The sequence below is a fragment of the Arthrobacter woluwensis genome (genome assembly GCF_900105345.1).
GTDB lineage: Bacteria > Actinomycetota > Actinomycetes > Actinomycetales > Micrococcaceae > Arthrobacter_E > Arthrobacter_E woluwensis.
Map to the genome: position 1 here is coordinate 2,113,710 of NZ_FNSN01000003.1, position 24,336 is coordinate 2,138,045.

Genomic DNA, 24,336 nt, shown 5'->3' on the forward strand with positions numbered 1-24,336 from the left:
AGCGTAGAAGGCCGATACTTGGGAGGCTGCGCCGCCCTCAGATCCCCAGGCTGAGCCCGATCATGGTCAGCGTGACCGCGAAGCCCGTCAGGTAATTCAGCCACAAGAACCTCCGCCAGCCGGGACGGGTCCGTTCCGACGTCTCATCCCGCACGCCGAGATACGGGGCCACATTGAGGAGGTACGGGATCGCGAGAAGCCCCGTCCAACGGACCGGCCCTCCCGTCACCAGGAGGACCGCTCCGGCGGCGGTGTAGCAGACCAGCACCAGGCCGAGGGTCACGCGACTGCCGAGCAGCGTGCCGATCGAGTCGATGCCGGCGGCGCGGTCCGGGAGGATGTCCTGGATCGCCCCGAAGGCGTGGCTCGCCATGCCCCAGAGGAAGAAGGCGCAGAGCACGCTCACGCCGACCGCGGCGTCGTCGGGCGTCACGACCGCCGAGCCGCCCGGCGCCCAGCCCGCGAGCACCAGACCGTACAGCGCGGGGGAGACGAAGTGCGTGCTCGACGTGATCGAGTCCAGGACCGGCTTCTCTTTGAAGCGCAGCCCGGCGACGCTGTAGGCCGCGACGGCGAACAGCGAAACGGCCAGCACGACCCAGCTCCACGGCCCGCCGCCGAGCACCAGGGCGATGACGAACGGCACGCACGAGCCCCACACCAGGTACAGGACGGGGCGGTGCAGCGACGGGTCGAGCACCGCGCCCTCGACGCCGCCCTTGCGGGGATTGCGCAGGTCGGACTCGTAGTCGAAGACATCGTTCGTGCCGTACATCGCCGCGTTGTAGGGGATGAGGAAGAAGAGCGTCCCCACTACGAGTTTCCAGTCGACCACCCCGGCCGTCAGAAAGTACGCGGCGGCGAAGGGAAAGGCGGTGTTGGGCCACGAGATGGGGCGCGAGGCCACGAAGACCTTGCGCAGCAGATCAGCGGTCCGCGTCATGGCCACGCCGCCTCTCGCGTCCACGGAGGAGCACCCAGAGCACTGGGAGCATCAGGGCCGCCGCCACGGGATAGGCGAAGTCCTCCAGCGGGACCTTGCCGAGGTGCACGCCGCTGAGGCTCTCGGGGTCGTAGGAGAACAGTCCGACGGCGATCATCACGTTGTCGAACACCGCCGTGAGCGCCAGCAGCACGACGCCGGCGATCGCCACCGCGGGCCAGCTCACCCGGGCGTCGCCTCGCCGTGTGCCGCGTCGCCGGGCGGCCCTCGCCACTCCCGCGGTCACGGCGCCGCAGACGACGAGGAACACGGCATCCAGCGCGAGATAACTCACGAGCCCACCCGCTTCCGCCGTCGCTCCTGGACGTGTTCGAAGACCCGTTCAGCACCCGCGAACAGCACGAGCGCCGTGTAGCAGAGGAACGCCAGGAACACCGGTTCTTCGAGGGGAAGCTCCGGGGCGAGGAGGACTCCGGTCATGTGCGCCGAGTCGCCGTGCCGGAAGATGCCCAGCCCGATCGCGACCAGATCCCACACCAGGAAGAACGCCGTGCCGAGCAGCACCACCACGGCGCCCGAGCGTGGGGCGCGCCACATGACGAGGCGCCAGCGCCGGTCGAGCACGGCCATTCCGGCAGCGCTTACGAGGAGAGCGAGCAGATACGTCACCGGGCCTCCAGAGCGGACGCCTGGTGCGGTGCGGGGACGGCCGGGCCCGCACGCCGTTCACCACGCACCCGTTTGAGCACCAGCTCCGCGCTGATCAGGCACATCGGCAGGCCGATCCCGGGGCGGACCGAAGCCCCGGCGTAGTGCAGCCCCTGAACCTTGCGGCTCACGGTGCCGGGTCGGAAGAACGCGCTCTGGCGCAGCGTGTGGGCCAGTCCCAGGGCTCCGCCGCGCCACGCATTGAAGTCCGCCTCAAAGTCGGCCGGTCCCAGGGTCCTCCGCACCACGATGCGGGAGGCCAGGTCCGGGATCCCCGCCCACGCCGCGATCTGGTCCACGACGTGATCCACGGCCGCTTCGACCATGGCGGCGCCGTTGCCGTCCACGCCGCCTCGCCCCCACTCGGGGCGGGCGGGGGAGGGGACGAGCACGAAGAGGCTCTCGCCCCCGTCCGGGGCGACGCCCGGATCACTCGCGCTCGTCTTGCTGACATAGACCGAGGTGGTCTTCGGCAGCGCGTCGGGATCCGGGACGGTGTGGGGCGACCGGGAGTCGCTGATCCAGTCGAAGTCCTTGCGCCAGTCCCGGCTGAAGAAGAGGTTGTGATGACTGAGCTCCGGCAGGGCCCCGCGGACGCCGAGGCAGGCGAGGAACGCCCCCGGGCCGGGGTCTCGGCGACGCCAGGCCTTCTCCGGGTGGGTGCGGAGTGCCTCGGGCAGGAGGGCGTTCTCCAGATGATGGAGATCCGCCGCGCCCACCACCAGGTCCGCGTCGTGGCGATGCGTCGTGCCGGCGTCGTCCGTCCATTCGATGCCCGTGGCGGTGGTGCCGCCAGGGCCCGGGGAGGTCAGGATGCGCTCCACACGCGCCGACGTGACGATCGCGGCGCCCGCCGCGACGCTGAGCCGGGCCATCGCGTCGATGAACGCCGCGAAGCCGCCCTGCGGGTAGAGCACGCCTTGCTCCAGATCGAGGTGGCTCATGAGCTGATACAGCGCTGGGGCCTTGTAGGGCGTGGTCCCCAGGAACACCGCGGGGTATCCCAGGATCTGCTGCTGCCGGTGGTCCCGGAACCGGTGCCGGGTCACGCCGGCCAGGCTCCGGCCGAGCGCCGACAGCAGCCGCGGGACCCTGCGCAGCACCTCCGGATGGGTCAGAAACCGGGCCGAAGAGAAATCGTCGTACAGGAAGTGCCGCAGCGCCGTGTCGTACAGGTCCCCGGCCTCCCGGAGGTAGCGGGTGAGTTCCGCACCGCTCCCAGGGTCGAGCGTGTCGAACAGCGCTGCCGCCCGGTCGGCGCCGACCGGGACGTCCCGGGGCGCCGGCTCGCCTTCGAAGAACGTCCGGTAACCCGGGTCCAGCCGCGTCAGGGTCAGCTCGGCCTCGGCTGAGGTCCCCATGAGCCGGAACCAGTGGTCGATGACCTCCGGCATGAGATACCAGGACGGGCCGGTGTCGAACCGGAACCCGTCCTTCTCCCAGCGTCCGGCCCGTCCGCCGACCTGCTCGCACTGATCGAACACGGTGACGTCGTGGCCGTCACGGGCCAGCAAGCCCGCCGTCGCCAGCCCCGAGGCGCCCGCGCCGATGATCGCGACCCGCAAGCGGTCCTGCGTCCGGGCGCTCATGCGGACACCTGCCGTCCCGCACCGCGCGCCGGACCCAGCCCGAGGAGGACCGCGCCTGCCAGGCAGGCCTTCTCCCGGCCGGGCACGCGGACGCGCTCGTGCGCCACCACGGCTGCGGGGGTGGCCGCGAGCCGGTCGGTGAGCGCCGCGAACAAGGCATAGGCGAGCTCCACGGCTTTACGGCACGACGCCGGCAGCCGCCGCACGCCCGGAAGCGCGGCCCGCAGATCATCCCGGATGCCGTCGACGAGAACGTTCTTCTGTGTCTCGGTCAGGGTGCCGTCCTCGATGCCGGGGAAGTATCCGCGGCCGAGTTCCACGGTGTCTTCGCACAGGTCCCGCAGGAAGTTGACCTTCTGGAACGCCGCGCCCAGGCGCCGCGCCGGTTCCGCCAGCTCCTCCCACCGTCCCGCCGGGGATTCCCGAGCGTCCTCGTCCGCGCTGAGGAACACCCGCAGGCACATCAGACCGACCACTTCGGCGGAGCCGTAGATGTACGTCTCCACGGAATCCGCCGTGTGCGGCACCGCGACGCAGTCCCGACGCATGGACGCGAAGAAGGGCGTCACGAGGGCCGGGTCGATCCCCGTCCTCCGGGCTGTCTCCGCGAAGGCGTGCACGACCGGGTTGGCGCTGTACCCGCGGTCGAGGGCCAGCAGTGTCTCCTGCTCCAGACCGTCGAGGCAGGCCAGGACTTCCTCGACGGAGAACCCGGCATGAGCGGCCGCGCCATCCACCACCTCATCGGCCAGGCGGACGAGAGCGTAGACGTTGGCGATGTCCTGCCGGGCGGATCGGGGGAGCAGCCGGCACGCGAGGGAGAAGGAGGTCGAGTAGCGGCGGATGATCACGACCGACCCCGCGCTCGCGGCCGAGGAGTAGCGGGCGAGAGGATCGGGTGCATCGTGCCGTCCGGCCCGTGGACCGATGCGGGATTTCAGCGAGAGGGACATCAGTTCTCCCGGTGCAGGACGTGGTTGCAGATACGGGTCAGATCGGTGCGCAGGGGAGCCGGCAGGCCGGCGTCCGCCGCGTCCTGGAGAGCTTCGCTGACGAGCTCATGGGCCAGCGCCAGGGCTGAGTCGTCCGCCCCCGCGTGGTGCAGCGCCGCTTTCAGGGCCTCGACGGCGTCGTCGGAGTCGGCGGCCGCGTGCAGGCGGGAGGAGACCTGCGGGTCGCGCTTGCCGAGCGCCGTCAGGGCCGTCATCTTGCCGCCGCGCAGGTCGGAGGTGACGGATTTCCCGGTCTGGCCCGGGTCCCCGAAGGTGCCGAGGACGTCGTCAATGACCTGGTAGGCGATGCCGACCTTCTCGCCCAGCAGCTCGAGGGCCGCGGCGGATGCGGCAGGCGCCCCCGCCAGCAGGGCTCCGGCGGCGAGGGGCGCCGCGAAGGAGTACACGGCGGTCTTCTGGCGCTCCATTTCGAGCACGTCCCCGAGCGAGATCGACGTGTCCTGGGCGATGAGGATGTCCTCGAGTTCGCCGCCGGCCGCGTCGGCCACGGCACGGTCCATGAGGTCTGCGATCGCCCGGCGTGCCGGCTCCGGGCAGTTGAGTTCCCGCACCGCGCGGAAGGCGGCGGCCAGCAGCATGTCCCCGGCGACGATGGCGACCGAGCGGCCCACGTGGCGAGCCTCCTCCTCCGGCAATCCGCGCTCGAGGGCTCCTCGGCCGTAGATGCCGGCGATGTTGCTGCGGCCCCGCCGGGTGAGGTCCTGGTCGATCACGTCGTCGTGGATCACGAGCGCCGCATGGAGGAGTTCGAAGGCGGCGCCGAGAGCCGAGCAGCGGACCTCGTCCGTCCCGCCGAACGCCGCGTAGCTCGTCCAGACGAGCTGGGGACGGAGCCGCTTGCCGCCTTCGAAGGAATCGGCGAGGTGGCGCCATAGACCGCGGGCGTGCACGGAGTTGGTGCCGTCGATCGCCGAGGTGATGATGTCCACGATCTGCTCATCCACCAGGCGGGAAGTGCGGGGCCAGGTCGCGACCGCAGGTGCGGACGTGGCCGGATGGTGGGAGGTCTGGGTCTCGGGAAGGTGATGCTCCGGCGCCGTCCACGCCGTCTGGGTCACACTGCTCATGTCCACTCCTTGACTCGGCCGGCAGAACTGCCTAGCTCCTAGAACATCTAGCTTGTTGTATATCTCGACTATCTACAAATATGGTTGTCTAGGAACGCTCGATTGTCCAGAGGAGGACATCATGTCGATGGCACTGCAGTCCCCGAAGTCACACCTCGTCGCCGCCGTGGCCACCCTTGCGGCGGCCCTTCTGGCGCTGCTGCTCGCGGCAGGAGGGTCCGGGGCGTTCGGTCTGACCCCGGTCGCATCCGCGGCGGGAGGATATCTTTCCAGCACCGCCACTCCACTGGCCCCGGCCAACGCCGCGTTCGGCATCTGGAGTGTGATCTACCTGGGGCTCCTGGCCTATGCGGTCTGGCAGCTCGGGCGCCGGGCCCGGAAGGATGCCCTGCAGCGGCGGCTCCGGCCGTGGGCCGCCGCGTCGATGCTCCTCAATGCCGCGTGGTTGTGGGCGGCGCAGCTCGGCAGTCTTCCGGCCACGCTGGTGGTCATGGTGCTGCTGCTGGCGGTCCTGTGCCGGATTCTCGTGCTGACCGAGGGGATCACGCCCGGGGCCGGTGTGGAGTGGGTGCTGAGCGTCGCGGCCTTCGGCCTCTACCTCGGCTGGATCTGCGTCGCGACCGTGGCGAACGTCGCGGCGGTGCTCGCCTGGGCCGGAGTCGCGTGGCCCGAGGTTCCCGCCGCGGCCGTGGTGCTCGCCGTCGTGGTGCTTCTCGGGCTGGCGCTGGCGCACCGCGGGGCGTGGACGCCGCTCGTGTCGATGCTCTGGGGCGTCGCCTGGATCGCCGTCGCGCGCTGGCAGGGTCCCCGCTACTCCGCCGGTGTCGCACTCGAGGCGCTGCTCGCCGTCGTCATCCTGACGCTGGGGGCGGCGCTGCTCCTGGCGCGCCGCCGGACGGTCAGGGCTTAGTCCCGTGTTGACGGAGACCAGGGAATGGCGCTGCACCTCCAGTGCCCGGGACGTCTGGCGGGTGATCGATGCTTATGGATCGTCCGGCATCGCCACACCGGGCGGCCGGGGCAAGAGCTATTGGTGCATCGAATCAGTGGAGCCGGGGAAGTCCCTGCTCCTGCGAGCGGGCCACCTCCGGCAGGGCCGTCTCTGGCTGGAGCTGTCGCTCGCGGACCTCGGAGGCGAGTGCGTCTGCCGGCAGCGGGTGATCTTCCTCCCGCATCACGACCGGTCCGCCCGGTTCCACTGGGCCAGGCTGCTCCCGTTCCGGCGGAGTGTGCTCCGCGGTGTCGGAGAGCGCCTGAACCGGTCCGTCCACACCCCTACGGAAAGGCGCCCATGAGCGTTCCACAGTACGACACGTCACTCGTCCAGTTGGTCTCCGAACAGGGCGATCCTCTGGGCACGGCGCCACGCGCCACGGTCCACACCGCGACGACGCCGCTCCACCTCGCCTTCTCCTGTCACCTCATCGACGGGGAGGGCAGGGTGCTGCTGACCAGGCGGAGCCTCTCCAAGGCGGCATGGCCGGGAGTCTGGACCAATTCCTTCTGTGGCCATCCGGCGCCGGGGGAGCCGCTGGAGGAGGCCGTCCGGCGTCGCGCGCGGGAGGAACTGGGACTCGAGATCGACGACGTGCGCACCGTCCTGCCGGATTTCCGGTACCGGGCCGTGGACTCCAGTGGCGTGGTGGAGCACGAGATCTGCCCGGTGTTCGTCGCCAGGGCCACGCGCGACCCTGAACCCGCCCCGGAGGAGGTCGATTCGTGGGCCTGGGCGACCTCGAACCGCGTGGACCAGGCGGTCACCGCGACGCCGTTCGTCTTCAGCCCGTGGCTCGTGCTGCAGCACGCGGAACTCGGCCGCGGACTATGGCAGGCCCCGGAGCACGAGTAGCCTCCCGGACCGGTTGCGAGCGCGGCGAAACGCCCCGTCCGGGCAAGGACCCGGGCGGAGCGTTCCGTATCGCTCGCTGCGCTCAACTGATCTTCTTCCGGTAGGCGGCGATCGCCAGCACGTAGGCGACCACGAGGATGCCGACGCACCAGGCCAGCGCCACCCAGATGTCGCTTCCCACCGGCTGCCCGGCGAACAGCGCCTGGATCGTGTTCACGATCGAGGTCACGGGCTGGTTCTCGGCGAACCACCGGACCGGACCGGGCATGGTGGCGGTCGGCACGAAGGCCGAGCTGATGAACGGCAGGAAGATGAGCGGGTAGGAGAAGGCGCTGGCGCCGTCGGTCGTCTTGGCGCTCAGGCCCGCGATGATGGCGAGCCAGGTGAGCGCCAGGGTGAAGAGGAGCAGGATCCCGATGACGCCGAGCCAGGCGAGCACGCTCGCTCCGGTGCGGAAGCCCATGAGGAACCCGACGCCGAAGATGATCACCAGCGTGATCCCGTTGGCCACCATCGAGGTCAGCACATGGGCCCACAGCACGCTGGACCGTGCGATCGGCATGGAGTGGAACCGTTCGAAGATCCCGCTCTGCAGATCGGTGAACAGCCGGAACGCCGTGTACGCGATGCCGGAGGCGATGGCGATGAGCAGGATACCCGGCAGCAGGTAGTTGACGTAGTTCTCGGTGCCGGTGCTCTGCCGGAGTGCTCCTCCGAACACGTAGACGAAGAGCAGCATCAGGGCGATCGGGGTGACCGCCGTGGTGATGATCGTGTCCGCGCTGCGGAAGATGTGCCGCAGGGAGCGGCCGGTGAGTGTCGCGGTGTCCGCGAGCGCGTGAGTGCTCATGACGCGTCCTCCTTCTGGGTCTGACGTGGACCGATGAGCTGGAGGAAGATCTCCTCGAGCGTCGGCTGTTTCTCGACGTACTCCACCGTGGCCGCCGGAAGGAGCCGCTTGAGCTCCGTCAGGGTGCCGTTGGCGATGATCCGGCCTTCATGCAGGATGGCGATGCGGTCGGCCAGATGCTCCGCCTCGTCGAGGTACTGCGTGGTCAGCAGGACCGTGGTGCCGCCGGCGGCGAGACCCTTGACGAGCTCCCAGACTTCGAGGCGGGCTTCGGGGTCGAGTCCGGTGGTCGGCTCGTCCAGATAGATCACCTCGGGATGCCCCACCAGGCTCATCGCGATGTCGAGACGGCGCCGCATGCCTCCGGAATAGCTGCCGGCCTTCCGGCCGCCGGCCTCCGTGAGACGGAACGCCGCCAGGAGTTCGTCGGCGACGCCTCCCGGATCGGGCACATGGCGGAGTTTCGCGACCAGCACCAGGTTCTCGCGGCCGGTGAGGATCTCGTCCACGGCCGCGAACTGGCCGGTGAGGCTGATGACTTCGCGGACGCTCAGGCCTTCACGCGCGACGTCGTGGCCCAGCACCGTGGCGGTGCCGGCGTCGGCCTGAAGGAGGGTTGAGAGGATCCGCACCATGGTGGTCTTTCCGGCGCCGTTGGAGCCGAGAAGGGCGAAGATCCCGCCCCTTTCGACCTCGAAATCGACGCCGCGGAGGACCGGGAGGTCCTTGTACGATTTCTCGATGCCACGGACGGAGATTGCCGGCGCGCTCATGGCCTGTCCTCCTGTGTCTTCGCGTCGTCGACCGCCTTGATGAGGCGGGCGCGCTCCTTGTCGATCCACTGGGCGCCACCGTAGGACTGGGCGTAGTTCTCAGCGAATTCCACGGGATCCTCGCCGACGATGGCGCTGATGGGGGTGCCGTCCAGCGCCGCACGCTCCCAGAGGTCGGCCAGGTCCAGGAACATCTGGACGAGGGTGTCGCCGTCGGTGATCCCGCCGTAGTACATCGAGTACCGGTGCTGGGCGTTGGCGACCTCCCGGTACGGCGAGGGGAGGGCGTCGAGCCGGGCCTTCGCCTGGCGGTACTGCTTCTTCTGTTCGAGCGATCCGGTGAGCGCTTCGATCCATTTCGCGGCCATGATCAGTTCTCCTTGTTTCCGGTCTTGTTCAGCTGTTCGATGTGCTGTGCGAGGAATGTCCAGGTCTTCCAGAACTCGTCGAGCTCCTGGGCTCCCTGCGCGTTGAGGGTGAACACCTTCCGGGGCGGCCCTTTCTCGCTCGGCACTTTCTGGACGTCCACGAGCTTCTTCTGCTCGAGCCGCACCAGGAGGGCGTAGATGGTGCCCTCGGCGATGTCGGCGAAACCCCGGTCCCGCAGGCGTGCGGTGATCTCATATCCATAGGCCGGCTGCTCGGCCAGGAGGGCGAGGACGATGCCCTCCAGAGTGCCTTTGAGCATCTCGGTCATCTGCTTGCCCATCGGTTCCTCCCTTCACTACTCAGTAACACTTGGTACTGCTAGAAAGTATCACTGAGTACCGGTACCTAGCAAGACTGAATAGTGAAAAAGTGACGAAGGATCTTCTGTGGAGGGCGGTGCGGGGGCTTCGAGCGCTCTGGAGGCGACGGGGGAGTGGCACCTTCCGTTAACCTTCAAGCGTTTGGGTAACCGCCGAAGGTTGATTTGCCGGAGGTGGGGCCGCCGGGATTCATGGTTTCTTCACAGCAAACAGGCCGGCGAGGCCGACTCGTGTGAACCCTTTTCGTCACAATCGGAGCCCGGACTTCGAGGGCATCGGGTGGCGTCGCGGCTTCCGTGAAATGAGACTGGCCTGTCAGATCCGCGGAAATCGGGCCCCTGCGCGGGATATCTGAAGGTTGTGAGCGGGTCTGCCGCCCTGGTGATGCCCGTAACACTGACGAAGTGACAAAACACGGGACAAGTTTTGTTTAGCAGCCGCGCCTCTGGTCCCGCAAGCGATTCACCAGAACTTCGCGTCTGGTTCACCTGCTGTTGCTGGTGTCCCGAATCGGGCGGCCCAAGGATTGAAAGTGGGAACTCCGGCAAGAGTTTTGGACGACCAAGCCGGAGTTCCCGCAGGAACGGAAAACCGTTCCTGGAGCAATGAAGTCACAAAGCGCCCGGGCATTCGCATGTCCGGAGCTCAGTTTCAGCACTCGAACCCACTTTATCAAGGAGACGAGCAGCCATGAAGAAGGCTCTCAAGTTTTCAACCCTCGCCGTCGCCGCTGTGACGGCCACCCTGATCGGTACGGGCGCCGCCCAGGCCGACCCGACCTCGTCCCCCCGTCCGATCAACGCCGTCGGCTCCGACACCACGCAGGATGTGTGGAACGGCCTGTCCAATCTGGACACGAATGTCGCCTCCTGGAATGCGTTCCTCGGCACCAGCACGACCATCAATCTCGACGCCTCCACCACCATCAACCGTCCGGCCGGATCCGGCGCCGGCGTGCAGGCCCTGAGCGCCGCCGTCGACCCCGCCTGGACCGGTGGCTACCCCGGCCCGTCCGGCAACGTCAACGTCCAGGGCAAGATCAGCTTCGCGCGTTCGTCTTCTGCTGCGGCGAAGAACGGCACCGATCTGACCTACTTGCCGTTCGCCCGTGACGCCGTCAGCCTGGCGGTCAAGACCACGGCCGGTCCCGTGTCCCTGACCACCGCCCAGCTGCAGGGCATCTACAACTGCACGGTCAACACCATCACCGCCGGCACCAGCACCGTCACCGTCCACCCGAAGCTGCCCCAGGCCAACTCCGGCACCCGGGCGTTCTTCCTCGCAGCCCTGGGCATCACCACCCCGGGCACCTGCGTCACCACCGTCGGCGCGGAGAACGACGGCGCCCAGCTCACCACCGCCGGAGACGTCATCCCGTTCTCCGCCGCGCAGTGGATCGCGCAGCGCAACAACCGCATCACCAACACCACCGCGGGTCTGGAACTGGCCACCCTCAACGGCCAGGCCCCGACCACCGGCACCGCCCCGAGCCTGGCACCTGGAGCGCTGTACGGCTCCACCACCACCGAGCCCACTTCCGGTGTCGGCACCTTCGCCCGTGACACGTACAACGTCGTCAAGACCAGCGAATACACCAACAGCACCACTCTGGCGACCACCACGCTGAAGACGAACCTGGCGACCACCAACGCTCAGAACGCGATCAAGTCGTACGGCTTCCAGAACCTCTCCTACGTCGGCAACCCCACGATCGGAGCGGGTCTGGCCGCGCACCAGTCGGCGTACAAGCACTGACGATCGATTCACCCTGCGGCTGTGGGCCGGGATTCATGATCCCGGCCCACGGCCCAGGCCAACCTCACTCGCATCCCATTTCCGAAAGCAGCATCGTGAATTACTCTCTGCCCCGCATCGGCCGCGCGCTCGGCTTGGCATTCCTGGGTTCTTTCGTCCTCGCCGGTTCGCTGGCCGTCCCTCCCGTCGCAGCGGCACCCGGCGACGGTTCCGGAGCAGGTGCCATCGCCCTCGAACCGAATTCCGGATCCTGGTACGCCTCGGGGGACTCCGGCGTCCCTCCCGGCGGATATCCCGTGACCGTCACCGGGTCACTCGAATGTCCTACGAGCAGCGAGGGAACGGTCAGCGCGATACCGTTCATCGCCGAACAGGGCAGCGAACTGCCCGTGGTGGATGCGAACACCACACCACAGTCATTGATCGACGCCGGCGTCCTCGTGGCGTTCTCCGACACCGGCCTCCTGCGCGACGGGAGCACGAAGCTCTCGTCCTACACCGGGGAGATCTTCAATACCGGAAACAATTGGGTCGCCAAGTCCGCCCTGCCCTCTGTCCTGAAGCCGAACCACAGCTACAGCATCGGGGTCCTTTGCGTGGAGAGCGTACTCGACATGGACACGTGGATCGGCAAGACCACGGTTCAGGGGATCGACGGTAAAGCTGTGACGGCGTGGACCACCCTCTCGACCGGCGCCGATGTGAAGAACTGGAGCACTCCTGCCAAGCTCAACCCCACGACCACCAAGCTGAGCGGTGCAGGTAAGGCAAGCTCCGTGGAGCTCACGGCAGAGGTCAATGCGGAAATCGCGGGCGGGCTCGCCGACGACGCTCAGGGCGTCATCGAATTTTACGAGGGTGCCACCAAGGTCGGTCAGCAGACGGTGTCGGCCGGCAAAGCCGCCCTCGCGGTGAAGAACCTGGCCCCGGGCTCGGTCCACAGCTACACCGCGAAGTTCGTCCCCGCCGAACCGAGCGGTTCCGGACCCTCCTATGGCGGTTCCGAGTCGACGGCGGTGTCCGTGACGGTCCTTGCGACGACTCCTACGACGCCGACTCCCACCGGCACCCCATCCGCCACGCCCACGGCCAGCGAGACCTCGGAAACGCCGTCGTCCTCTCCGAGTGAGGACAGTTCCGATCCAGGTCCTGGAGCCTCCGCCGGCAGCGCAGCTCCTCTTACGGGAAGTGACGCACACACTCCCGGGATCAACAGCGGCTTCGCCCCGCTGACCGGCTGGATCGGTCAGACGGCCTCCTCACCCGAAGAGATCACCGGCCTGTTCGCGGCCGCCCTGGTCCTGGTCACCGGTTTCGCCTTCGGCTTCAACGTCCTGACCCGGCGGGCGAGGAAGCGCGGCCACTGAGACTCAGCACACTGGCCTCGCTCCTGCCTTCTTATAGCTCGTGTTCCACGAAAGATCTCACCTCATGCTCTTGCGTACTCTTCCGTCCGTCCTCCGACGTCGTGCGTTCATCGCAGCGGTGACCATGGCCTCGCTCGCCGCCGTGTCGCTGCCGCTGACCATACCGGCCGACGCTCAAGCAGCACCCCCGCCGTCGAACGGCAACGCCTGGGGACCGGACGGCACTTTCGACTCGGATTCCGTCGTCACCGTCCGCTGGGACAACACGGGCAACGCCCCGGAGAACACGGTGCCCCGGGAGCGGGACACCCCGTTGCCCCACACCGCGGGTAAGACGTACGCGGACATCCCGGCCCGGATCAGGAACTCGGTGCAGTCCCTCCTCGGGCCGGACAACGGCCGCGGCGGGATGCGCATGACGGTCTCCCAGAGCAGGGGACTGACGAACCAGACCATTTCCGTCCGGCTGGAGGGGCTCGCGGATCCGTCCCCGGACATCAACCCCGGCGGAACGGCTCCCGACAACGACCAGTTCCAGGTCTTCCAGTGCTGGGGAGCGCCCGGTCCCGACGGCAAACCAGACCCGAAGGCACAAGCTCCGGATCCCTCCACCTGCGAGCTCGGGGCTGCCGGATGGGGACGGTGGGCGACCGACGGCCCGACGTCGTTCGCCCAGCAGGTCGGAGGGGATCCACTGCTTGCAGGAGGCGATTGGGAGCGCCGCGGTCTGATCGACCAGGACGGCTATCTGAAGGTCACCGGAATCGACGGATCAGTGGTGTCCGGGTACCCGCTCACGAGCCCGGTCATCAACCAGAGTTCCACCAACGAGGTGTCCCGTCTGACCGTGAACAAGACAGGGAGCGTCAGCGCGCCCTTCGAAGTCCACACCGGCGCCGAGGCGAAGTTCATGGGCTGCGGCAAGCGTGATGACGCCCCGTCGACCAGCAGCTGCTGGCTCGTGGCGGTGCCCCGGGTCGGGCAGCTTCAACTCAGCAAGGTCGCCAGCCCGGCAGCGTGGGCTCAGCGTCTGCAGGTCAAACTCGGCTTCCGGGACATCCCCAAGCCCTGCTCGAGCACGCAGCAACGCCTGATCTCCTCCGGTTCGGAACTGATCTCCAGGTCGGGGTCCTCCTGGATCCCCGCTCTGTGCGGCCAAGGCCAGGGACTCGCACTCGCCAAGGTGTCGGACGCCACGGCGAGGAATCAGCAGGCCGGCGGCAACCCGCTGGCGTTCACGACGCGGCCGTCCGACGGGGCACAGCACGTGCCGGTGGCGCTCTCCGGAGTCGTCATCGCCTACCGCGCCGGCTACACGAATGAGCCGGCGCCCGGACAGCCCCGGTTCGACGGCGCGGTGACCGGACTCAAACTCAACGCCCGGCTCATCGCCAAGATGCTCACGAGCAGTTACGCACAGGCCATCAAGAACATCCCGCAGCCGCCCGGCTACGTCTCGCCCAACTTTCTCTCGGACGATCCGGAGTTCCGGCGGCTGAATCCGGACTACACCTTCGATCCGGCCAAGCCCCCGTACCTCGCTGAACTGCAGAACCAGAATTTCAACCTCGAATCGCTCAACTCTGATGCGGCTCAGATCTTGTGGACCTGGCTGGGCCGGGACAAGGCGGCATCGTCCTTCCTCAGCGGATGCCCCGATCCGGACGGCATGACGGTGCAGCCCTTCTACTCGAGCAGGACCTACACCGGCTGCGAGTCCCAGGCGAAGACGCTGGAGGCGAGCGCCTCGGCTCAGCGTGCGGCAGCGTCCAAGGTCCCCGAGTTCGTGGATGCGCCGCAGATCTACCCGCCCTATTCCGGCGCCTATCCTCAGGTCCTCTGGACGCAGGGTGACCCGGTCAAGGTCGTCGACGGCCTGTCGTTTCCGCGCACCCTGCCCGACTCCTATCCGCGCGTGGACACCATGGAGACGGCGGGCGTGCGCACGTCCCGGATGCTCTTCATCCAGAACACTGACAAGTGGTGCAGCACCGCGGAAGGGTGCCAGGTCCCGCCTCCCGGTAAGTGGACGGCGGACGGCAGCAAGAACCCCAAGGAAGGCACCTCCTCGGTCTTCGGCGTCACCGACACCGCGACAGCAGCCAACTACCAGCTGCAGACCGCGCTACTCTGCGACGACGACGGAAAGAAGTGCGTGGGCGCCGACGAGTCCTCCCTGACGGCGGCGTCGACGACGTTCACGTCCGAAGCGGCACCCCAGCCGGACCCCGCGAAGGCCTTGGCCTCGGGCGCGTACCCGCTGGCGATGCCGGTGTATGCGGCCCTCAAACCAGGACCGAAGGCCACCCCCGACGTCGTGCGGCAGATCGACAAGGTCATCACCTACATGACGGGCCCGGGGCAGAAGCCGGGATTCGGCGTCGGGCAGCTGCCTCCGGGTTATGCGCCCGTCACGGCCGCCATGAAGGCTCACGCCTCGTGTGCGCTCGTCACCTTCACGGGCGGGAAGAAGCCCGGGTGTGCCACCGCGGCTCCGTCCGAGAGCAAGCCGACCGGGACCAGCCCGCTTCTCCCCGACAAGGGCCGGACGGTCAGCGGGGCGCAGAGCCTGCTGGCGCCTCTCGTGCCGGATGCCAAGGGCGACGACGGCGGGGCGAAGCCCGCAGCGGAACCGGCCGACGCGGCAGCCGCCGCCGGTCCAGCCGCACCGAACGGGGGCAAGGCCACCCCGCAGGCCGACGCCGCGAGCCCCGTCAGCAACGGGGTCACCGCGGTGACCCCGGCCGCGTGGGCCAGTTACGGCTTGTTCGTCCTGCTGGGGCTCGCGCTCGTGGCGGCCATCGTGTCGCCCGTGCTGAAGCGGCTCCGGGGCGGGGGAGCGGCATGAGCACGTCGATCCGCAACGAGGCGGCTCTCGAAGCGCCTCCCTCCGGTCCGCGCAAGATCCGCCAGGTGCTCGAACGGAAGGACCTGTGGTTCAGGGCTCTCACCCGCAGCGGCGGTGTGGTCGTCCTGGCGGTCATGGCCCTGGTGGGGCTGTTCCTCGCCGGGAACGGCATCTCGGCGATCAACTCGGTGGGTCTGGGGAACTTCCTCGTGACCCAAGAATGGGCTCCGGAGAACAACAACTTCGGCATCGCGGCGGTGATCACCGGTTCCGTGCTGATCGCCGCCGTCGCGCTGACCGTCTCCCTGCCACTGGCTCTCGGCACGGCGCTGTTCATCACCGAGGTGGCCGGCGGGCGGGTGAGGAGCATCCTCACCTCGGTGATCGACTTGATGGCGGCCGTGCCCTCAGTGGTCTTCGGTCTCTGGGGCCTGAGCTACCTGCAGGTCCAGATCGTCCCCTTCGCCCGCTGGCTGTCCACCTGGTTCGGCTGGATCCCCCTGTTCGCCGTCGATGGCGTCGAGCCGGACAATCCACTGCCCAATGATTCGCTCTACACCTCGTCCACGTTCATCGCGGGACTCGTCGTCGCGCTCATGATCCTGCCCATTCAGACGTCGGTCATGATGGAGTCCTTCTCGCGGGCGCCGATCGGGGAGCGGGAAGGCGCTTATGCGCTGGGCGCGACCCGCTGGGGCATGATCCGTTCGGTCGTGATCCCGTTCGGCAAGGGCGGGATCATCGGCGGGACCATGCTCGGGCTGGGCCGGGCGCTCGGTGAGACGATCGCGATCTACCTGATCATCAACACGGCGTCGTACGCCATCAACTTCCACATCCTCCAGACCGGAGCCAACTCGGTGGCGGCCCTCATCGCCCTGAAATACGGGGAGGCCAACGAGTTCACCATGTCCGCCCTGATGGCCGCTGGACTCGCCCTGTTCGTGCTGACCATGCTGGTCAACTTCACCGCGTCCGCCATCATCGCGCGGTCGCGGTCGGGCGCGGAAAGCGAGGCCTGAGATGACGACGGACATGATCGGCGCCCAGGAACTGGAACAGCAGCTGGACGCGCAGAAGACGACCCTGCCGCGGCTCGACCTGCCGGAAGCGGCGCCGCCTCAGGAGCGGATCCGGATCGGCGTGTCGAAGGAGGAAGTCCTCTCCATCGCCGGCGCCGGGGTGGCAGGGCTCTCGGTGGGCGCCCTGCTCTGCCTCGGACTCGGCATCGTGCCGGTCGGGTGGATGCCGCTCCTGAGCTATCTCTGGTTCCTGGGCACCTACGCCGCCCTGGTCTTCATCACGAACCGTGGCCCCGCGGTGCGGGACAGGTTCTGGAGCGTCATGCTCTGGTCCGCCGCGATCGTCGTGGTCGCTTCGCTGGCGCTGGTCATCGGCTTCACCAGCACTCGGGGATGGGACGTGTTCGGCAAGGGCAACTTCTTCACCCAGGACATGGGGGTCGCAGGCCCGCTGGCACCGCTCGAGAAGGGCGGCATCATCCACGCACTGGTCGGGACGCTGGAGCAGATCGGGATCGCCCTGGCCATCTCGGTCCCGTTCAGCGTGACCACCGCGGTCTTCCTCAACGAGGTCGGGGGACGCTTCGCACGGCTCGTCCGGACCGTGGTGGAGGCGATGACCGCTCTTCCGTCCGTGGTCGCGGGGCTGTTCATCTATGCGGCGGTCATCATCGGCATCACCCGGCAGTTCAACGGTTTCGCGGCGTCCCTCGCGATCACCGTCCTGATGATCCCCATCATGATCCGGTCCGCCGACGTCGTGCTGCGGCTGGTGCCCGGCAATCTGCGGGAGGCGGGCCTGGCCCTCGGCGCAGGGCAATGGAGCGTGGTGCTGCACGTGGTCCTCCCGACCGTGCGATCGGGCCTCGTGACCGCGATCATCCTCGGCACGGCGCACGGCATCGGGGAGACCGCGCCGGTCCTGCTCACCGCAGGGGTCACGAACAACCTCAACTTCAACCCCTTCGAAGGACCCCAGGTCTCGCTCCCGCTGGCCGCGCTGGAATTCGTGAAATCGGGCCAGCCCAACATGGTGGCCCGCGGCTTCGCCACGGCCACGTTCCTCCTGTTCGTGGTGCTCGTGCTGTTCATCCTGGCCCGCGTCCTCGGCGGACAGCAGGCCGGCAAGCTCACGGCAGGACAGCAACGACGGCGCGCGGCGAGGTCGCGCGCCTGGCTCAGACGTATCGAGGAAAACCGCAGTGGGTGGCTGGTCAGCCACCCGACATCCACCCCGGAGGACGAACGACCATGACGCACGATCCCCAGAAGAACCGACGGACCCGAGGGCGGGTGACACGCCGGATCCTCGCCCTCCTGACGGTCCTGGCCCTCGCCTCCGGGACCTTCATCCCCGCCGCCCTCGCCGCCAGTTACACCCGGATCGGTGGATCCGGGTCATCCTGGGCCGGGAACGCGGTCAACCAATGGGTCACGGACATCCGGTCCCAGGGGAGCACCGTGGATTACAACCCCAGCGGTTCCTCCACCGGCCGCAAGGAATTCGCCAACGGCCTGGTCGACTTCGCGGTCTCCGAGATCCCGTACAAGGGCGACACCGCCGATCCCCAGGATACGGTGTTCCCCGGTTTCAAATACTCGATGCTGCCCATCGCCGCCGGAGGCACCAGCTTCATGTACAACCTCCCGGTCAACGGAAAGCGCTTCTCCGAACTCAAACTCACCCAGGATGCCCTGGCCAGGATCTTCACCGGAAAGGTGACCCGCTGGAACGACCCGGCGATCGCCAAAACGAACCCCGGTGTGAACCTGCCCAACCAGCAGATCCGCGTCGTCGTGCGCTCCGAAGGCTCCGGCGCCACCGCTCAGTTCACTCTGTGGATGAAACGTCAGTTCCCGTCATACTATGCGGAGCTCTGCGGCAAGACGGGCGGCTGCCCGAACGGCGGCGCAACCTCCTACTTCCCGGGGCAGGGCATCGCCAACTTCTCCGCCCAGAACGGATCCAGCGGCGTGACGACCTACACGGCGAACACCCCGTACACGATCAACTACGACGAGTACTCCTACGCGCTCGGGGCGAACTTCCCGGTGGCGCAGGTCGGCAACGCGGCAGGGTTCTTCACCATCCCCACCGACACCGCGGTGGCCGTGGCACTGACCAAGGCGAAGATCAACATGGACGCGAGTTCGCCCAACTACCTCAGCCAGGACCTCTCCGCCGTCTACACGCACAACGACCCCCGCGTCTACGCCCTCTCCGCCTACACGTACATGCTGGTGCCGGCCCAGACCCGGGGCAGCTTCGACAACAGCAAGGGCGCCGCGCTCGGAAACTTCGCGAGCTACTCCCTCTGCGAGGGGCAGCAGACCATGGGAGCGCTGGGCTACTCGCCCCTGCCGATGAACCTGGTGATGTCCGCCATGCAGCAGGTCAAGAAGATCCCCGGGCTGGACTCGGACACCGGCAAGCGTCTGGACTCCACGATCAACGCCGCCCAGAGCAGTTCCGGGAACCCCTGTAACAACCCGACCTTCAAACCGGGTCAGGACGTGAACAACAACCAGCTCGTCTACACGGCCCCGTTCCCGAGCGGTTGCGACGCAGCGTGCCAGGCTCCCTGGAGGGGTAAGAACGTCGGCTACAACGCAGGCCCGGGCGCCAAACCCGGCCAAGTGGCGGGCGGTTCCGAGGGGCCGGCGGCGGCGCAGGGTCCCGCAGCGGCACAGGGTCCGGGCGCCAGTGGAGCAGTACCGCAGGGCAACAGCCCGGCCGCGACCACAAAGCGGCCCACCGCAGCGAACAAGCCCAGCGTGTCCTGCAACCGTGCCACCGGGCAGTGCACCGATGCCAAGGGGAACGTGCTGGCCGCGGAACAGGCCCAGCAGTACCTGAATGACGCGCCTGAGGCCTCCGGTCCCGGGGCGAAGGCGGTGCCCCTGGTTCTTGCGGGCAACACCGGCTGGGGCACGTCGCAGAACCTCCTCGTGGTGGCCGCGCTGTTCCTCCTGCTGCTCGTGCTGACGCCACCCCTCGCGGCGCGGTACATCAGGAGCGGGCGACGCGGGAAGGGGACCGACTCATGACAGCGACCCTCGAGGCGGCCGTGCCGGGAAGCGCTCCGCCGCCCCCGCCGTCGTCGTCCTTCGAAACTCCCCGCCCTCCCGCCGCGCCGGCGCCACGACGCTGGGAACTCGATTTCTCCTCGATGCTGCAGCTCGTGGCGATCATCATTCTCGGGTTTCTGCTCCAGCTGGTGTTCGTCTCCCGGGTCCAGCACGCGACGGCTCAGCAGCAGCTGACCACCCAGTTGCGTCTCACCCTGGCCGAAGGGTCGATTCCGGTCGGGCCGAGCGACGCCGACGGCGTGCTCGTTCCTTTGGGGACGCCCATCGCGTACCTGGAGATCCCACGGCTGGACCTCAAGGAGGTGATGGTGGAGGGCACCAGCTCGTCTCAGACGGCCCAGGGCGTGGGGCACCAGCGTGACACGGCCTTCCCCGGGCAGGCGGGCAACGCCGTCGTCATGGGCCGCAGCGGCGCCTACGGCGGGGTTTTCGGCGGACTGAATCAGCTGCAGCTCGGCGATCGGTTCGTCGTCTCCACCGGCCAGGGCCGCTTCACCTATGAGGTCTCGGGGATCCGGAATCCCGGAGACCCGGAGCCCGGGGCCATGAAGCCCACCGAAGGCCGCATGACGCTGGCCACCGCCGGTGGACTGCCGTTCCTGCCCGACGACGTCCTCCGCGTGGACGCCACGCTCGTCTCGGCGGCCGCCCCGAAATCACTCGATGCGATCCGCGTCGGGTCCATCACCGAGGCGGAGAAGCCCCTCGGATCCGACACCTCCGGCCTGGTCGGGCTGGTGTTCCTCCTGCAGCTCGCCGTCGCGGCCGGTGTCGCCTGCGTCTGGAGCTGGAAGAAATGGGGCCGCTGGCAGAGCTGGCTGATCTTCGTCCCGGCCTTCCTCACCCTCGGCGTGCTCATCGCCACCCCTTTGGGCCTGTTGCTGCCCAACCTCCTCTGAAAGGTCGAAGGAAACCACCATGACCCATCTCCTCCGGGCCCGCCGCGGCCGCCGTGAATCCAGCCTCGAGGCCCAGGCGCCGCTGGACGACCTCATGCTGCACGACATCGAAGACCCGCTGCCGGCGACGCCCCCGCAAGCCATCCGGCTCTCCGAACCGGCCGAGCTCCATGCCCAGGACATCTCCGCCTGGTTCGGCGACCACAAGGTCCTCGACCGAGTCTCCCTGTCCATGCAGGCGGGAAAGGTCACCTCCCTGATCGGCCCCTCCGGCTGCGGGAAGTCGACGTTCCTGCGCATCCTGAACCGGATGCACGAGATGATCCCCTCCGCGTCCCTGGCCGGCCGGGTGCTCCTGGACGGCGAGGACGTCTACGATCCGAACCGCCGCATCACGCAGGCCAGGCGCGACATCGGAATGGTGTTCCAGAAAGCCAACCCGTTCCCGGCCATGTCCATCTACGACAACACGGTGGCCGGCCTGAAACTCACCGGCATCAAGGCCTCCCGCGAGGAGAAGGACTTCCTGGTGGAGGATTCCCTGCGGAAGGCCTCCCTCTGGGACGAGGTGAAGGACCGCCTCCTGCAGCCCGGCGGCGGTCTCTCCGGCGGACAGCAGCAGCGGTTGTGCATCGCCCGGTCACTCGCCGTCGCACCGCGAGTCCTCCTCATGGACGAACCCTGCTCCGCCCTGGACCCGACCTCCACCCGCCGGGTCGAGGAGACCATCGAGTCCTTGCGGGATCAGGTGACCATCGTGATCGTCACCCACAACATGCAGCAGGCGGCGCGCGTCTCGGATCAGTGCGCGTTCTTCCTCGCGGCGCAGAACACGCCAGGTGTCATCGTCGAGCACGGCCCCACCCGGCTCATGTTCCAGGAACCGCAGGACGAGCGCACCGGTGACTACGTCAACGGCCGGTTCGGCTGAGACCCACCGATGACCACTCCACGGCGTTCGCACCTCGCCACCGGACTGGCTGTCCTCGTGCTGCTGGCCGGGACCGGCTGGGGCGTCCACACCATGAGCGGTTCCCGCGCGTCAGGGTCGGAACCACCGCAGACGGTCGACGCCGCGGACACCGCGCTCGCGGCCCTGCGCGGCGGCGGTCGGCAACCGGTGACTGCGGAGACAAACAGGCCGCTCTGGCAGTCGGAGATCGACCACGCCGCGGGCTGGTCCGCGGTCCCCGCCCCCGCCTCGGGCAAGATCACCGCGATGTCGGGGGAGTCCACGCCCCGGCCGGCAGCGGCCACCGACGCCGGAACCGGGGCCGACCCGCAGGCGGCCACCGGTCCCGACAGCGGAGGCCTCGGCGAGGACACCGCCGGCATCGACCGCCGCTGGCTGCTCAGGACCGCCCAGAGGACGGGCATCCCCGCACGGGCGCTGCAGTCCTACGCGGGCGCCGCCGTCCGGTCGGAGCGAAGCGTTCCCGGCTGCGGCATCGGGTGGAACACGCTGGCGGGCATCGGGTACATCGAATCGCGCCACGGAACCCACGGGGGCCACCGGGTCCAGCCCGACGGCCAAGTCTCCGGGCCCATCCTCGGACCGGCCCTGGACGGGAACGGCTTCGCCATGATCCGCGACACCGACGGCGGGGCGCTCGACGGCGACACCCGCTGGGACCGCGCGGTGGGCCCTTTCCAGTTCATCCCCTCGACGTGGGCCCGGTACGCGAGCCGTGCGGCAGGTGACGGCGCCGAGGCCAGCCCGCACGACTTGGACGACGCCGCCCTGACCGCCGCCCGCTATCTGTGTGCGGCAGGCGGCGACCTCGGAACCGCCGCGGGATGGACCCGCGCCGTGTTCGCCTACAACCACTCGCAGGCCTATGTGGACGAGGTCCTGGCCGCGGCGAACGCCTACGCGAAGCGGGCCGGAGAGCCCTGAGGAAGCGAGGAGCCATGAGGAGGAAGGAAACCATGAGGAAGATCTGGCGCACGCTGTGCGCCGGACTCCTGGCCGTCGTCGTGCTGGTCACGGCCGGAGCGCTGCTCGGAAGCAATCGCCCGGGGCCGGGCGGAACAGGCGGCAGCGCGGACCCCGGGACCCCCTCGGCGAAGCCCGTGCCGGCCTCGTTGCCGGGCGGCCCGCCTCCCGGTGCGCCGGTGCTCGACGACGCACCCGTCGCGTCGTCCGGAGGCGGCGGCACGAGCCGGGTGACGCCGTCCGTGCCCGGCCAGCCCTTGAGAGTCCAGCTGCCCGGGGTCGGGCTGGATGTCAGGGTGTACGCCAGCCGGCTTCCCGGCGACCGGACGTTCGACCCGCCGACGGTCCCGGACGCCTTCTGGGTGATGGACTTCGGCATCGCGGGACCGGCATCCCGCAACACCGTCTACATCGCCGCGCATTCCTCGTCCGTGGGGCCCGCTGCGTTCAACCCGCTCCTGGACCGGGGCGCCCTGGGAGGAGCGGTGCACGCGGGCCAGAAGATCCTCGTCACCACCCCGGAAGGCGGTTACAGCTACACGGTCACCGGTTCGGCCCGCTACGTGAAAACCGACATCCTCGGCGCCCGAAAGCTCTGGGAAGCGGTGCCGGGCCGCCTGGTCCTGGTGACGTGCTTCCAGTACAACCACCGGGCGGAGTCGGACCAGAACTTCGTGGTCTACGCCCAGCTGGACGGAGGCGTGACCCGTGGCTGAGGACGCGGTGACCGAACCCCTCCCGCTCGTCCCGGTGCCGGCTCCGCATCGCACGGCCTCGGTGATCGAGGCGGCACGGGAGGCCACCGCACCCCTGACCCTCCAGGAGGAGCGGGCGCAGCGGCACGAGCGGGCGATGACCGTCGCCGCGGCACGAGCCGGTTCCTGGAGCAGGGAATCCACCGCCCGGGACCGCCAGGGCGGCAGCGCAGTCGACGGCAGACCCGCCGGTCCCGGACCCGCCGACCGCGTCTCCGCATCCGGCCGACCGCACGGCCGGCCGGCGAAGTCCGCGGGCATCGTGCTGGTTCTCCTGGTGGTGCTGCTGGCCGCGGGCGGGGTGCTGATGCTGCTCAGACCCTGGGCCGTGCCGACCGGCGCCGGCCCGGTGGCGGTCCCGACGGTGCTCGGCCTGTCCACCACGCAGGCCGGTGCCGCACTGCGCGGTGCTGGCCTCCTGCCCGGCGGCGAGACCCACGGGTTCCACCCCACGGTGCCCCGTGGAAAGGTCGCCGGGACCGATCCGGGAGCGGGCGCCCAGGTGAAGCGGGGGAGTGCGGTCGTCCTGCGCATCTCGGACGGCCCGGCGCCGACCGCGAAGGCGACAGCCCCGCCGTCGACCACGGTGGCGGGGATACCGGTGCCCACCCTGAGCGGTCGGCGCCTCGACGAGTCGACCAGGGAGCTGTCGTCACTCGGTCTCGCCGTCGGGACGATCACGGAAACCGATTCCGCCTATCCGGCCGGGACGGTCCTGTCCTCCTCGCCCGGGGTGGGGGAGGTGCTCCGTCCCGGCGCCCTCGTGAACCTGACCGTGGCCAGCGGTCTCCAGCAGGTGCCGCGAGGTCTGCTCGGACGGAGCGTCGCGACCGTCGTGCAGGCACTCCGCACCGCGGGATTCGCCGTCGTCTTGGTGGACGGCGGCCGCAGCCGGCAGGGCGTCGAGCCGGTGGAGGGGCTCTCGGCGCCGGAAGGGTCGAGAGCTCCCGTGGGCAGTGTCATCACGGTGCGGTTCGCGCCGGCCGCGAGCGAACCGGCGTCGCCGACGCCCGGAGCGCAACCCACCGGCACACAGGCCACCGGCACGCCCTCACCCGGCAGGCCCGTCGCACCCTCCACCTCTCCCGCCGGCTGACGCACAGCAGGGCCGTGACCTGCCAGG

General features: G+C 68.8%; 24 protein-coding genes. 14 read left to right on the forward strand and 10 right to left on the reverse strand.

Annotated elements, in window-relative coordinates:
• Positions 1-37: 37 nt before the first annotated feature.
• Genes BLV63_RS10330 through BLV63_RS10355 form a run of 6 tightly spaced genes read right to left on the reverse strand, consistent with a single transcriptional unit; the run spans position 38 to position 5,320 of the window.
• Complete coding sequence (locus tag BLV63_RS10330) at positions 38-943, reverse strand: prenyltransferase (protein ID WP_066213042.1); 906 nt, start codon at positions 941-943, stop codon at positions 38-40.
• Complete coding sequence (locus BLV63_RS10335) at positions 927-1,277, reverse strand: lycopene cyclase domain-containing protein (RefSeq protein ID WP_066212398.1); 351 nt, start codon at positions 1,275-1,277, stop codon at positions 927-929. Before BLV63_RS10335 ends, BLV63_RS10330 begins: the two co-directional genes overlap by 17 nt.
• Positions 1,274-1,612, reverse strand: a complete 339-nt coding sequence (locus tag BLV63_RS10340; protein ID WP_255218033.1) for a lycopene cyclase domain-containing protein — start codon at positions 1,610-1,612, stop codon at positions 1,274-1,276. The genes BLV63_RS10335 and BLV63_RS10340 overlap by 4 nt, the downstream gene beginning before the upstream one ends.
• Positions 1,609-3,240 (reverse strand): phytoene desaturase family protein, encoded by a 1,632-nt coding sequence (gene crtI / locus BLV63_RS10345; protein ID WP_066212399.1) that lies wholly within the window; start codon positions 3,238-3,240, stop codon positions 1,609-1,611. Before crtI ends, BLV63_RS10340 begins: the two co-directional genes overlap by 4 nt.
• Positions 3,237-4,193, reverse strand: a complete 957-nt coding sequence (locus tag BLV63_RS10350) for a phytoene/squalene synthase family protein (protein ID WP_066212400.1) — start codon at positions 4,191-4,193, stop codon at positions 3,237-3,239. Before BLV63_RS10350 ends, crtI begins: the two co-directional genes overlap by 4 nt.
• Positions 4,193-5,320: a polyprenyl synthetase family protein gene (locus tag BLV63_RS10355; RefSeq protein WP_066212402.1), complete on the reverse strand. Its 1,128-nt coding sequence runs from the start codon at positions 5,318-5,320 to the stop codon at positions 4,193-4,195. Before BLV63_RS10355 ends, BLV63_RS10350 begins: the two co-directional genes overlap by 1 nt.
• A gap of 121 nt (positions 5,321-5,441) precedes the next feature.
• Here BLV63_RS10355 and BLV63_RS10360 point away from each other — a divergent pair, with 121 nt between their 5' ends.
• From BLV63_RS10360 to idi, 3 genes are read left to right on the forward strand one after another with little or no spacing between them, the layout of a single operon-like run.
• Positions 5,442-6,230, forward strand: coding sequence for a TspO-related membrane protein (locus BLV63_RS10360; protein ID WP_066212404.1), 789 nt, complete (start codon positions 5,442-5,444; stop codon positions 6,228-6,230).
• Between the two features lie 7 nt (positions 6,231-6,237).
• Positions 6,238-6,615 carry a hypothetical protein gene (locus tag BLV63_RS18350; RefSeq protein WP_139244673.1) on the forward strand — a complete coding sequence of 126 codons (378 nt, stop codon included), beginning with the start codon at positions 6,238-6,240 and terminating at the stop codon, positions 6,613-6,615.
• A complete protein-coding gene (gene idi, locus BLV63_RS10370) occupies positions 6,612-7,169 on the forward strand; it encodes an isopentenyl-diphosphate Delta-isomerase (RefSeq protein ID WP_066212408.1) in 558 nt (185 codons plus the stop codon). Before BLV63_RS18350 ends, idi begins: the two co-directional genes overlap by 4 nt.
• 82 nt (positions 7,170-7,251) lie before the next feature.
• On the opposite strand, the gene BLV63_RS10375 is transcribed toward idi, so the two are convergent.
• Genes BLV63_RS10375 through BLV63_RS10390 form a run of 4 tightly spaced genes read right to left on the reverse strand, consistent with a single transcriptional unit; the run spans position 7,252 to position 9,501 of the window.
• Positions 7,252-8,019, reverse strand: a complete 768-nt coding sequence (locus BLV63_RS10375; protein WP_066212411.1) for an ABC transporter permease — start codon at positions 8,017-8,019, stop codon at positions 7,252-7,254.
• On the reverse strand, positions 8,016-8,792 hold the full coding sequence (locus BLV63_RS10380) for an ABC transporter ATP-binding protein (RefSeq protein ID WP_066212412.1): 777 nt from the start codon (positions 8,790-8,792) through the stop codon (positions 8,016-8,018). The genes BLV63_RS10375 and BLV63_RS10380 overlap by 4 nt, the downstream gene beginning before the upstream one ends.
• Positions 8,789-9,160 carry a DUF1048 domain-containing protein gene (locus BLV63_RS10385; protein ID WP_066212413.1) on the reverse strand — a complete coding sequence of 124 codons (372 nt, stop codon included), beginning with the start codon at positions 9,158-9,160 and terminating at the stop codon, positions 8,789-8,791. The genes BLV63_RS10380 and BLV63_RS10385 overlap by 4 nt, the downstream gene beginning before the upstream one ends.
• A gap of 2 nt (positions 9,161-9,162) precedes the next feature.
• The gene (locus BLV63_RS10390; RefSeq protein WP_066212415.1) at positions 9,163-9,501 is read right to left on the reverse strand and encodes a PadR family transcriptional regulator; all 339 of its coding nucleotides are present in this window, start codon (positions 9,499-9,501) and stop codon (positions 9,163-9,165) included.
• Between the two features lie 730 nt (positions 9,502-10,231).
• On the opposite strand from BLV63_RS10390, the gene BLV63_RS10395 reads away from it, so the two are divergent.
• From BLV63_RS10395 to BLV63_RS10445, 11 genes are all read left to right on the forward strand, one after another.
• Positions 10,232-11,296 carry a substrate-binding domain-containing protein gene (locus BLV63_RS10395; RefSeq protein ID WP_066212416.1) on the forward strand — a complete coding sequence of 355 codons (1,065 nt, stop codon included), beginning with the start codon at positions 10,232-10,234 and terminating at the stop codon, positions 11,294-11,296.
• Between the two features lie 95 nt (positions 11,297-11,391).
• Complete coding sequence (locus tag BLV63_RS10400) at positions 11,392-12,663, forward strand: Ig-like domain repeat protein (RefSeq protein WP_169795508.1); 1,272 nt, start codon at positions 11,392-11,394, stop codon at positions 12,661-12,663.
• Between the two features lie 64 nt (positions 12,664-12,727).
• Positions 12,728-15,511 carry a hypothetical protein gene (locus tag BLV63_RS10405; RefSeq protein WP_066212419.1) on the forward strand — a complete coding sequence of 928 codons (2,784 nt, stop codon included), beginning with the start codon at positions 12,728-12,730 and terminating at the stop codon, positions 15,509-15,511.
• Positions 15,508-16,533, forward strand: coding sequence for a phosphate ABC transporter permease subunit PstC (gene pstC / locus BLV63_RS10410; RefSeq protein WP_066212421.1), 1,026 nt, complete (start codon positions 15,508-15,510; stop codon positions 16,531-16,533). The genes BLV63_RS10405 and pstC overlap by 4 nt, the downstream gene beginning before the upstream one ends.
• Before the next feature lies 1 nt (position 16,534).
• A complete protein-coding gene (locus BLV63_RS10415; protein WP_066212422.1) occupies positions 16,535-17,788 on the forward strand; it encodes a PstA family ABC transporter permease in 1,254 nt (417 codons plus the stop codon).
• On the forward strand, positions 17,785-19,581 hold the full coding sequence (gene pstS / locus BLV63_RS10420) for a phosphate ABC transporter substrate-binding protein PstS (protein ID WP_066212423.1): 1,797 nt from the start codon (positions 17,785-17,787) through the stop codon (positions 19,579-19,581). The genes BLV63_RS10415 and pstS overlap by 4 nt, the downstream gene beginning before the upstream one ends.
• Positions 19,578-20,522, forward strand: a complete 945-nt coding sequence (locus BLV63_RS10425; protein ID WP_066212425.1) for a sortase — start codon at positions 19,578-19,580, stop codon at positions 20,520-20,522. Before pstS ends, BLV63_RS10425 begins: the two co-directional genes overlap by 4 nt.
• Positions 20,523-20,541: 19 nt before the next feature.
• Positions 20,542-21,453, forward strand: a complete 912-nt coding sequence (locus BLV63_RS10430; RefSeq protein ID WP_373277835.1) for a phosphate ABC transporter ATP-binding protein — start codon at positions 20,542-20,544, stop codon at positions 21,451-21,453.
• A 9-nt stretch (positions 21,454-21,462) separates the two neighbouring features.
• Positions 21,463-22,419: a lytic transglycosylase domain-containing protein gene (locus tag BLV63_RS10435; RefSeq protein ID WP_066212427.1), complete on the forward strand. Its 957-nt coding sequence runs from the start codon at positions 21,463-21,465 to the stop codon at positions 22,417-22,419.
• Between the two features lie 32 nt (positions 22,420-22,451).
• Positions 22,452-23,174 (forward strand): class F sortase, encoded by a 723-nt coding sequence (locus BLV63_RS10440; protein WP_066212429.1) that lies wholly within the window; start codon positions 22,452-22,454, stop codon positions 23,172-23,174.
• A complete protein-coding gene (locus BLV63_RS10445) occupies positions 23,167-24,309 on the forward strand; it encodes a PASTA domain-containing protein (protein ID WP_066212431.1) in 1,143 nt (380 codons plus the stop codon). The genes BLV63_RS10440 and BLV63_RS10445 overlap by 8 nt, the downstream gene beginning before the upstream one ends.
• The last annotated feature ends 27 nt before the right edge of the window (positions 24,310-24,336 follow it).